The sequence below is a fragment of the Bacillus salipaludis genome, assembly GCF_030938565.1.
In the GTDB taxonomy this organism is placed as follows: Bacteria; Bacillota; Bacilli; order Bacillales; family Cytobacillaceae; genus Neobacillus; species Neobacillus salipaludis_A.
On sequence record NZ_JAVGVR010000002.1, the window covers coordinates 466811 to 477182 of the forward strand.

General features: G+C 38.7%; 10 protein-coding genes. All 10 read left to right on the forward strand.

Annotated features, from left to right (window positions below; genetic code table 11):
* Positions 1-169 precede the first annotated feature (169 nt).
* On the forward strand, positions 170-1342 hold the full coding sequence (locus tag RCG21_RS33375) for a trans-sulfuration enzyme family protein (RefSeq protein WP_308914695.1): 1173 nt from the start codon (positions 170-172) through the stop codon (positions 1340-1342).
* A 17-nt stretch (positions 1343-1359) separates the two neighbouring features.
* Positions 1360-2340, forward strand: coding sequence for a 1-aminocyclopropane-1-carboxylate deaminase/D-cysteine desulfhydrase (locus RCG21_RS33380; protein ID WP_308914696.1), 981 nt, complete (start codon positions 1360-1362; stop codon positions 2338-2340).
* Positions 2341-2444: 104 nt separating this feature from the next.
* Positions 2445-3626 (forward strand): MalY/PatB family protein, encoded by a 1182-nt coding sequence (locus RCG21_RS33385; protein ID WP_308914697.1) that lies wholly within the window; start codon positions 2445-2447, stop codon positions 3624-3626.
* Positions 3627-3647: 21 nt separating this feature from the next.
* Positions 3648-5120, forward strand: coding sequence for a Na+/H+ antiporter NhaC (gene nhaC, locus RCG21_RS33390; protein WP_308914322.1), 1473 nt, complete (start codon positions 3648-3650; stop codon positions 5118-5120).
* Positions 5121-5382: 262 nt separating this feature from the next.
* On the forward strand, positions 5383-6348 hold the full coding sequence (gene trxB / locus RCG21_RS33395; protein WP_308914323.1) for a thioredoxin-disulfide reductase: 966 nt from the start codon (positions 5383-5385) through the stop codon (positions 6346-6348).
* A 13-nt stretch (positions 6349-6361) separates the two neighbouring features.
* Positions 6362-6703: a thioredoxin family protein gene (locus RCG21_RS33400; RefSeq protein ID WP_308914324.1), complete on the forward strand. Its 342-nt coding sequence runs from the start codon at positions 6362-6364 to the stop codon at positions 6701-6703.
* Between the two features lie 697 nt (positions 6704-7400).
* Positions 7401-8219, forward strand: a complete 819-nt coding sequence (locus tag RCG21_RS33405) for an amino acid ABC transporter substrate-binding protein (RefSeq protein WP_308914325.1) — start codon at positions 7401-7403, stop codon at positions 8217-8219.
* Between the two features lie 11 nt (positions 8220-8230).
* Positions 8231-8914, forward strand: coding sequence for an amino acid ABC transporter permease (locus tag RCG21_RS33410; RefSeq protein WP_308914326.1), 684 nt, complete (start codon positions 8231-8233; stop codon positions 8912-8914).
* Between the two features lie 20 nt (positions 8915-8934).
* Positions 8935-9678, forward strand: a complete 744-nt coding sequence (locus tag RCG21_RS33415) for an amino acid ABC transporter ATP-binding protein (RefSeq protein ID WP_308914327.1) — start codon at positions 8935-8937, stop codon at positions 9676-9678.
* A gap of 285 nt (positions 9679-9963) precedes the next feature.
* On the forward strand, positions 9964-10372 hold a 409-nt coding region (locus tag RCG21_RS33420; RefSeq protein ID WP_308914698.1), incomplete at its 3' end, for an NAD(P)/FAD-dependent oxidoreductase.

Here is a 10372-nt window from a genome sequence, read left to right on the forward strand (position 1 = left end):
ATATTTTTCGAATTTGGGAATAGATGAACACTACTGAATGGTCATGTTTCGCTATAACCATCGCGGAAATGATAATTTCCTCTCTTTTTTGCAAGCAGAAATGTTGATTTAACAAGGATTTTATTTTGGCACAACTCTTGCATAATAATGAATCAAAAGGAGTGAAAAAATGGAACTGGATACAAAATTAATTCACGGTGGTCCGTTGATTGATCAGCATACTGGAAGCTCATCCGTACCGATCTATCAAGCATCTACCTTTCATCAAGCTCAATTTTCGGAATCGCAAGAGTTTATCTACACGCGTTTTGGCAACCCAACAAGGAAAGCTTTGGAGGAAACGGTTTCCTGTTTGGAGTTTGCTAAATATGGCTATGCCTTTGCTTCCGGTATGGCGGCAATTTCTGCGGTACTGCTAAATTTCTCACAAGGGGATCACGTAATCCTTTGCAAAGATATCTACGGGGGAGCCTATCAGCTCGTAACAGAGATGTTTCCGAGATACGGAATCGAATACACTTTCGTGGATGAGACGGATCTTTACGCCTGGAAGAAGGCAATCAAGCAAAATACAAAAGGAATTTATATTGAGACACCCTCTAATCCCTTATTAACGGTTACCGATATTAGAGGTGTTGTTAATTTAGCGAAGAAATACAACTTGCTGACCATCATCGACAATACGTTTATGACACCCATTTTCCAAAACCCGATTAAATTGGGAGTGGATATCGTCATCCATAGTGCGACAAAATTTATCAATGGTCATAGTGATGTAACCGCGGGATTGGTTGTGACCAATAATCAAGAGATTGCGGAGACGTTATTCAAAACGCAAAAAATGCTTGGCAATATGCTTCCCCCATATGATTGTTGGTTAATTTTAAGGGGAATCAAGACCATGAAAATCCGTATGGAAAAGGAAGTAGAAAATGCGGCATTTATCGCGGGTGAGCTTCAAAAACATAGCAAGGTGAAGGCTGTCTATTATCCGGGTCTTGAATATCACAATGGACGGGAGATTCATTTTTCCCAAGCAGGCAGCGGTGGAGCTGTTTTAACATTTGATTTAGGAAGCTATGAAAATGTGAAGGACTTTTTTGCCCATGTAAGCATTCCTATAGTGGCCGTTAGCTTAGGCGGTGTTGAATCGATCTTATCTTATCCTTTCACGATGTCCCATGCCGTAATTCCTGAAAAAGAGAGGCTTGAATTAGGGGTAACAGACGGGCTAGTTCGACTGAGCTGCGGCATTGAAGATAAAAATGATCTTCTAAATGATTTATTTAAAGCCTTGGATCATGTAAAAACAGCCGATGTCTTACAGAAAAAAATACTTTAAGGAATGGAAAATGCTGTATGGAGAAAATAGAGATCGCCAATGTACCCACAAAGGTTGAAAAAGTGGACTTTTTTAATAAACACTTAAACAAATCAGTTTTTATCAAGCGCGATGACCAGACGGGAATGGGATCGTCGGGAAACAAAATAAGAAAGCTGGAATATTTATTAGCCGATGCAAAAAACAGAAAATGTGATTATTTAATTACCTGTGGGGGGATCCAATCGAACCACGCGAGGGCGACTGCGGTGTTGGCGGCTAAATATCAGATGAAGTCCTTGTTGATTTTAAAAGAAAGTGAAGTAAATAGAACGGAAGGGAATCTATTTCTTACTAAATTAGTTGGTGCAACCATTAAGGTGGCATCTGAGGATGAGTATCAGGATTTAACGCCAATGATTGCGAAATTGACGAAAGATTTGACTAATTCTGGACACACCCCCTATGTCATTCCGATGGGAGGCTCAAACGGCATTGGTGCTCTAGGGTATGTAGAAGCCTTCAATGAAATACTCCATCAAGAACAGGAATTAGGAATCGTGTTTGACACGATTGTGGTTACGAATGGGTCGGGCGGTACCTATGCCGGTTTGTTATACGGAAATAAAGAAAGCAATCAAAATAAAACCATTATTGGCATGAGTGTCTTAAATCAGAGGGAACAAGCCGTTCATGATCTATTACACATTTTAGAAGATATGGATCAATATAGAGACCATCATCTCCGTTTTTCGGCTGAGGAAATTAACATTATTGATCGCTATATCGGTTTAGGTTACGGTAAGAGCCAATTGGATGAACTGAGATTCATAGAGAAATTCGCACAAGAAGAAGGAATTATCCTTGACCCGGTATATACCGGGAAGGCGATGTATGGTTTGTACAACGAACTTAAAAATGGAAAACTTCAGGGAAGCCAAAACATATTGTTTATTCATACCGGCGGGATTTTTGGCTGGACGGACGAGAAGATTAATATGTTGTATGGAGCTATTTAAAATGTGTCCGGCAGATTTTTTAAAAGCTTATGTGATCATGTTAATGGTCATCGCAAAAATGAAAACGCATTCGCAGTGATTTTTAGAAAAATGAGGAGGTAAGTATGATTCACAACTTTGATGAAACGATAGATCGAATTGGTTCTGATTCCGATAAATGGGATAATGAAGGAAAAGGCGGCACATTGATTCCACTGGGCATTGCCGATACCGATTACAAGGCACCGCGTGAAGTATTAAATGCTGTAAGGAAAAAGGTGGATTTTGGCGTATTTGGTTATGGATATTTTCCGCATGATCGATTTAATGATGCGATTAAAGGGTGGTATGGCCGCCATCATAAAATTGATATTAGGGCAGATGATATTAGTTATGCGCCTGGATTAATGACAGGGGCGTTATGGATGTTTTTAGATGCCTATACCAATCCGGGAGACAAAGTAGTGATACAGCCTCCTGTCTATGCAACCTTTAAAAGGGTAATAGAGAATTTTAATAGAGTTGCAATCGACAATCCATTAAATTACTACAACGGAAGTTATCAGATTGATTTTGAAGATTTAGAAGACAAGCTAAAGATGCCCGATGTGAAAATACTCCTTGTATGTAATCCAGCTAATCCAATCGGGCGAGTATGGGCAATAGAGGAAATGAAGAAAATGTATGATTTATGCCGTGAGAATAACGTGTTGATTATAAGTGATGAAATTCATAGCGACATGATTCACAAAGAGCTGCCTTTTCACTCCTTTTTAGAGATTTGTGAGGAAGAAGATCAAAATGTGGTGGTAATGAACTCTCCAAGTAAAACCTTTAATTTAGCCTCTTTCTTCAGTGCATATGTGATTATAAAAAATAAAAAAATGAAAAAAGCATTTGATGATATTTACACAAAATACCACTTTGATTATAACTATTTAGGAGTTGAGGCTTTAATTACGGCTTATAATAAATGCGATTATTATGTGGATGAATTAAATGCTTATTTACGAAGCAACATTGATTTTTCGATTAACTATATCCATAAACATTTACCAAAGTTAAAAGTTCAGTATCCTGATTGTTCCTATTTGTTATGGATTGACTGTGAGGGGCTGGGCCTCACCGGTACGGAATTGGATGAATTTTTTACAGACGCAGGGGTTAGAGTCAATGATGGGAGTTCATACGGAAAAGATAGTGGTAACTTTGTAAGAGTAAATATTGCTTGCACAAGGGCTTTACTAGAGCGCGCATTGAAACAGATTAAGCTAAACTATGATAAATATGGTTTTAAAAAAAACTAATTGAATTGTGAGGTTTTGCGTATGGGGAACAAACCTGAAAAGCAGGGAAATGCAACTGTTTCGTGGGATGATAAATCTTATAAATTTCCGGTGTCATTTAAATATGCAGTGGTTTCTGTCTTAATCTTTTTCGGCCTGCTGCTTACAGGAACTGTTGTTTTTGGTGCATCTCTGGAATTAATGTTCTTGTTGTTATGGATTGTCGTGGCCTTACTTGTCATGAAACTGGGATACAAATATAATGAGGTTCAAAATATGGCTTGGGAGATGGGAAAGCAATCATTTGAGCCGAATACGATTATTTTAGTAGTCGGCGTCATGATTGCTACCTGGATGGCTTCTGGTACAATCCCTTATGTTATGTATTGGGGCTTAGAATTAATTTCACCGCAATACTTTTTAATCACGGCTTTGCTCCTAACATCAGCAACATCTCTTGCAACCGGAACTTCATGGGGGACTTTGGGTACAGCGGGTTTGGCCTTAATGACAGTTGGTAATGCACTTGGAGTTCCCCAAGCAATGACAGCAGGTGCCATTATTTGTGGTTCCTTCTTTGGAGATAAGTTGTCACCATTGTCTGATAGTACCATTTTAGCAGCTACCGTTGCCGGCTCTAAAGTAATGTCACACGTAAAACATATGTTATGGTCAACTGTCCCGGCGTATATTCTAACAGCAATTATCTTTATCATTTTAGGCTTAAAGTATGGAAAAAGTGGAGCGAATATGCAGGAGATTCAACAAATCACTGGTGTAATATCAAAGCATTTCCATTTATCCTGGATTTCATTGATTCCTCTTCTGGTTGTACTAGTGATGCTTATAAAGGGCATTCCATCTATTATCTCGCTATTAATGGGAGTGTTTAGCGGCATGGCTGTCGCTGTTTTTACTCAGGGGTATAATTTAACAAAAGTGTTTGATATCATGACCAATGGATTTGTGTTTAAAAGCGGCAGTACGTTAGTTGACCCCATCCTAAGCAGAGGCGGGCTCTACAGTTTAATGAGCTCATTCCTTGTTGTCCTTTTAGCCATGTGTGTAACCGGCATGTTAGAACAATCAGGCATTCTCAGTGCTTTAGTAGAGCCTTTAGTTAAACGAACACACGGTTCTACTTTTAAAATAACTTTAGTGACTATGTTAATTGCCTTAATCACAAATATGATTGGCTCATCGATGTTATTAACTGCGATTGTAGCGGGTTCACTTATGAGAAATGTCTTTAAAAATAATCATTTGGCGCCAGAAAATCTATCGCGTAATATCGAGGATGTTGGAACGATGGGTGCACCGGTTATTCCATGGAATTCCAACGCTATCTATTGTTCGCAGATGCTGGGTGTATCGCCATATGCTTATTTCCCATATGTCTTTTTAGCTTTCTTTGTCCCATTATTCGATTTACTCTACGGTGCCACTGGATTTGCAATAAAGAAGTTAAAGCCTGAGAAGCTCGAGGATGTTGAAACAGTAACTAAAGCGATCTAAGTTAATAGGTTTTTATGTAGGCGATTCCTGAAGACATTATAGGAATCGCCTTTTCATTAAAACCTTCTTGGCTTTTAATCTACCGTTTGAAATATTAGATAGTACGTATTTTCTTAGTTTTAAAAAAACTTTTTTCAAACATGATAGGAAATAAGAATGATTAATCTATAAGAGACTTGAAAAATAGTGATTTTACAAGGAATTAAAGATTGGCACGATTATTGCAATATATATTCATGACTAATAGATAAGGAGGGAAGAGATGTATAAAGTTATTATTCTAGGGACTGGACCTGCTGGGTTAACCGCAGCAATCTATTTAGCCCGTGCTAACCTAAGTCCTTTGGTCATTGAAGGGCCAGAACCAGGGGGGCAATTGACAATGACAACAGATGTTGAGAATTTTCCTGGTTTTCCTGAAGGGATTATGGGACGAGAGCTAATGCAGAACATGCGAAACCAAGCTGAGTTTTTTGGAGCAAAGTTTGAAAGAGGATGGGTTAAAAAGGTCGATTTTTCGAATAACCCTTTTACTCTAACAGTGGAAGGAATAGGGGAGCTTAAAACGCAATCATTAATCATTTCAACGGGAGCTTCTGCGAAACTTTTAGAGATCCCAGGGGAAAGAGAAAATATTGGGCGTGGGGTAAGCACCTGTGCAACATGCGATGGATTTTTCTTTAGAGGAAAGAAAATTATCGTTGTCGGTGGCGGAGATTCTGCTATGGAAGAGGCAAACTTTTTAACGAAGTTTGCTTCGGAGGTTCGGGTTGTCCACCGCAGAAAGGAGCTTCGAGCTTCCCAAATTATGCAAGACCGTGCCAGAAGGAATCCCAAAATTAAGTGGAGCTTAAATTCCATTCCTGAAGAAGTGATTGCAGGGGATCGACACGTTACTGGCTTGAAAGTAAAAAACAGCGAAACAGGAAAAGAGGAAGTTTTGGAAACGGATGGTATTTTCATTACCATCGGCCATAAACCGAACACAGCATTTTTAGACAATCAAATCCAAACAGATGATATGGGATATATCATGGTGAATCCTGGTACAACCGAAACGAATATTCCAGGTGTCTTTGCCTGCGGGGATGTTCAAGATCATAAATACCGTCAAGCCATTACGGCTGCGGGAAGTGGTTGTATGGCTGCACTGGATTGCGAAAAATACCTTGATGCAAGTGAATTATGTAGTGAAAACAATCAATCTATCATGGAAAACCAAATATAGGGAGGATTTAAAAATGAAAGAGATTAAAACGAAACAAGAGTTTGAAGAGGCAATTTTATCAACAAAACCAGTTATGGCCAAATTCTATGCCGAATATTGCCCTGACTGTCAGCATACCGACTTATTTTTGCCCATTTTAGAAGAAGCGTATAAAGAGAAATTAGATATGATTGCAGTAAATCGTGAACATTTCCCAGAGGTATTAGAGAAGTTGGATGTGTACGGAATTCCAAGCTTTATTGTTTTTCAAGAAGGGAAGGAACTTAACCGCTTTGTAAGTAAACTTGGAAAAAGTCAGGAAGAGGTTGAACAGTTTCTTAATCAAATTGTTGAGGCAAGTGGGAAACTAGCATAGAAAATCCTTGCCTAGGGCCAATAAATATTGAGCAATCGCTCTATATTTATTGGCCATCTTCTTTAGACTCTAAGCAAGGATATTTTTAAATAATTAAAAAATATTTTTCAAATTTGGGAATAGAAGAACAGTAGTAAATGGTAGCTTTTCACTATAATCATCGCGGAATTGATAATTTCACATTTTATTTGGAACCAGGAATGTTGAATTAAAAAGGATTTAATTTTGGTACAACTCTTGCATTAAAAGTAATTGAATAGAAGGAGGTGGAGTCAATTTGAAGAGGATAGATATTGTAGCGGATTGAATTTTCCGAATATTATAATAATACAGAAAGGTTTAATGAACAATCTGCAATTCATTCATTTTTTTAGGCTTTTTTCTAAAAGATTGTTGTTTTTGAAATAGGTTTGGGTAAGACAAACCTTCGATTAATAGAGTTGATTGGAGCGGAAGGTGCCAGACTCCTCGAAAATGCTATCGCATTTTCTTCGTGCGTGGGTGAATTCGAGGAAGCTATTCAATGTCCTGCGGGAGCTGCGGGACAAGGTGAGACCCCGCAGGAGCAAAGCGACGAGGAGGCTCACTGCAGCCCCGCTGAAAGCGAGCATCCTGGAGAGGAAATCAACCACTATTGTGAAAGCAACAAAGTTTACGAAAACAGGCTTTTTTTAAAAAATATAGGGGGTAACTTTTTATGAAAAAGAGTATAATCTTCATTGCTTTTTCGCTGATCGCAGCACTTATATTAACGGCATGTGGAAATTCTCAAAAACAAACATCAGCCAAACCTGATAAGGCGGCTGAGAGTAAGTCCCTACTAGAAAAAATTAAAGCAGATGGTACGATTAAAATCGGTACAGAAGGAACATATGCACCGTTTAGTTATCATGATGCATCGGGAAAATTGACTGGTTTTGATATCGAAATTGCTGAAGAAGTAGCAAAAAGACTTGGTGTAAAACCAGAATTCATTGAAACCCAATGGGATGGTATGTTCGCAGGACTCGATTCAAAGCGGTTCGATATTATTGCCAATAATGTAGGAATTACTCCTGACCGCCAGAAAAAATACGATTTTTCAGTGCCGTATATTCTGTCAAAACCTTTCTTAATTGTTCACAAGGACAATAATACGATTAAATCATTTGAAGATTTGAAAGGAAAAAAATCAGCTCAGACATTAACTAGTAACTATAAAGATATAGCAGCATCTTATGGCGCTGAGATTGTTGGAGTAGAGGGTTTTAATCAATCCATTGATTTATTACTTTCAAAACGTGCGGATGCGGTTGTAAATGACGGACTATCCTACCTAGATTTCAAAAAGCAAAAACCTGATGCACCGATTAAATTTGTAGCAGAACTTGATGATCCAGCAAAAATGGGAATCATGATGAGAAAAGGGAATAAAGAATTGGTCGATGCTATAAATAAAGCACTCACCGATATGAAGAAAGATGGGACGTATTTAAGTATCTCAAAAAAATACTTTGAAACCGATGTTTCCAAATAAGGAGTGTTCGAATGTTGGATCATGAAAGAATGGACCGAATTATTGACATCGTTGTCAACTCATTTTTACCAATGTTAAAAGCAGGGATTGCTTTTACCGTGCCGTTGACACTCTTCTCTTTTTTTCTGGGACTGATTCTTGCTCTGCTTACTGCACTGGCTCGAATCTCGGGAATTAAACCTCTGGATGCTGCTGCACGATTTTATGTATGGGTGATTAGGGGAACACCGCTGCTTGTTCAGCTGTTTATTATTTTTTATGGCCTTCCAAGTATTGGGGTTACCATTGGTCCGCTGCCATCCGCAATAATCGGTTTTACAATTAATGTGGGCGCCTATAACTCAGAGATTATTCGAGCAGCTATTCTTTCTATTCCCAAAGGTCAATGGGAGGCAGCATATTCTATTGGGATGAGCTATCCGCAGGCATTAAAAAGAATTATTCTCCCACAGGCAACAAGGGTGTCTGTTCCACCTTTGGCAAACAGTTTTATTAGTTTGGTTAAGGATACATCGTTGGCCGCTACCATTACGGTGACGGAAATGTTTAGAGTGGCCCAGCAAATTACCGCAACAACCTATGAACCATTGGTACTCTATTGTCTAGCAGGATTTATTTATTTGATTTTCAGTACAGTTCTTTCTAACGCTCAAGGACGGATGGAAAAACGGTTTGATCGTTATGTGACGGGTTAATTTGATAGGGGGATATCCGCGTGATTGAGATAAAGAACCTGCATAAGCAATTTGGACAAACAGAAGTTTTAAAGGGAATCGATCTTAAAATTGAGGAAGGCAATACAGTCTGTATTATTGGGCCATCGGGTTCAGGGAAAACAACCTTGTTACGTTGTCTGAATTTATTGGAAGCGCCTACAAAAGGGACCATTACGCTTGGAAAGTTTTCTTTGGATTTTCAGGAGAAAAAACAAGTTCCAAAAGATCGAGTGATTAAGTTCCGTCAACAAACAGGTATGGTTTTCCAAGGTTACAATTTGTTCCCTCATATGACCGCGCTTGAAAATGTTATGGAAGGTCTAGTTTACGTTCGTAAACAAGATAAGGAAGCCTCTCGTATGAAGGCTCTTCAATTGCTCGAAAAGGTAGGATTATCGGAACGGGCGAACCATTATCCATCCCAGCTATCCGGTGGACAGCAACAACGGGTAGGAATCGCACGGGCGATGGCAATGGAGCCTGAAGTCCTCCTTTTTGATGAACCTACTTCCGCATTAGATCCTGAGTTAGTAGGAGAGGTCTTAAAGGTCATGAAAGAGCTTGCTAAAGAAGGAATGACCATGGTTGTCGTGACACATGAAATGAACTTTGCGCGTGAAGCAGCGGATAAAGTCGTATTCATTGATAAAGGTGTGATCGTTGAAGAAGGAACACCTCAACAAATTTTTGAACATACAGGGCATGAACGGACATTACAATTTCTAAATAAACTTTGTTCATAGGAAAGGCTTAAGATTGCAAATCTCATTTGCAATCTTCTTTTGAATAATTAAGAAAATATTGTTAAATTTGGGAATCGAAAAACAGTATGGATAGGTGGATTTCCACTATATTCATAGGGGAAATGAAAAATTCTCATCTAATTCAGAAGTAGGAAGCCTGAATTACCAATGATTTCATTTTGGCACATTACTTGCATAATATTAAACCGAAAAGAGGGAGGCGCAGGAATTTTAAAAAATAGATCTTGAATCTGCGTAAACTTAGGTGACTAGAGGAGGGCTTATATGAATGATTTAACAGACTACAAAGTGATCATTGTAGGCGGCGGAAGTGCTGGTATTACAGTGGCAGCACATGTATTAAAAGAATCACGGGGCCTTTATGGAAAAATTGCCATTATTGACCCTGCTGAAAAACATTATTTCCAGCCGCTATGGACACTGGTTGGTGGCGGGGTTGTTGATAAAAAGGTAACAGAAAGAGAACAGTCCACTTTAATTCCAGATGGTATTGTTTGGATTAAAGAAGAGGTTGAAGATTTTTTTCCAAATGAACAATCAATCGTAACATCATCTGGCAACAAATTGAGTTATGACTATTTAGTGGTTGCAGCAGGTATTCAAATTGACTGGAACAAGGTGAAAGGTTTAAAAGAGAGCATTGGCAAGAATGGCGTTTGCAGTAACTACTCTT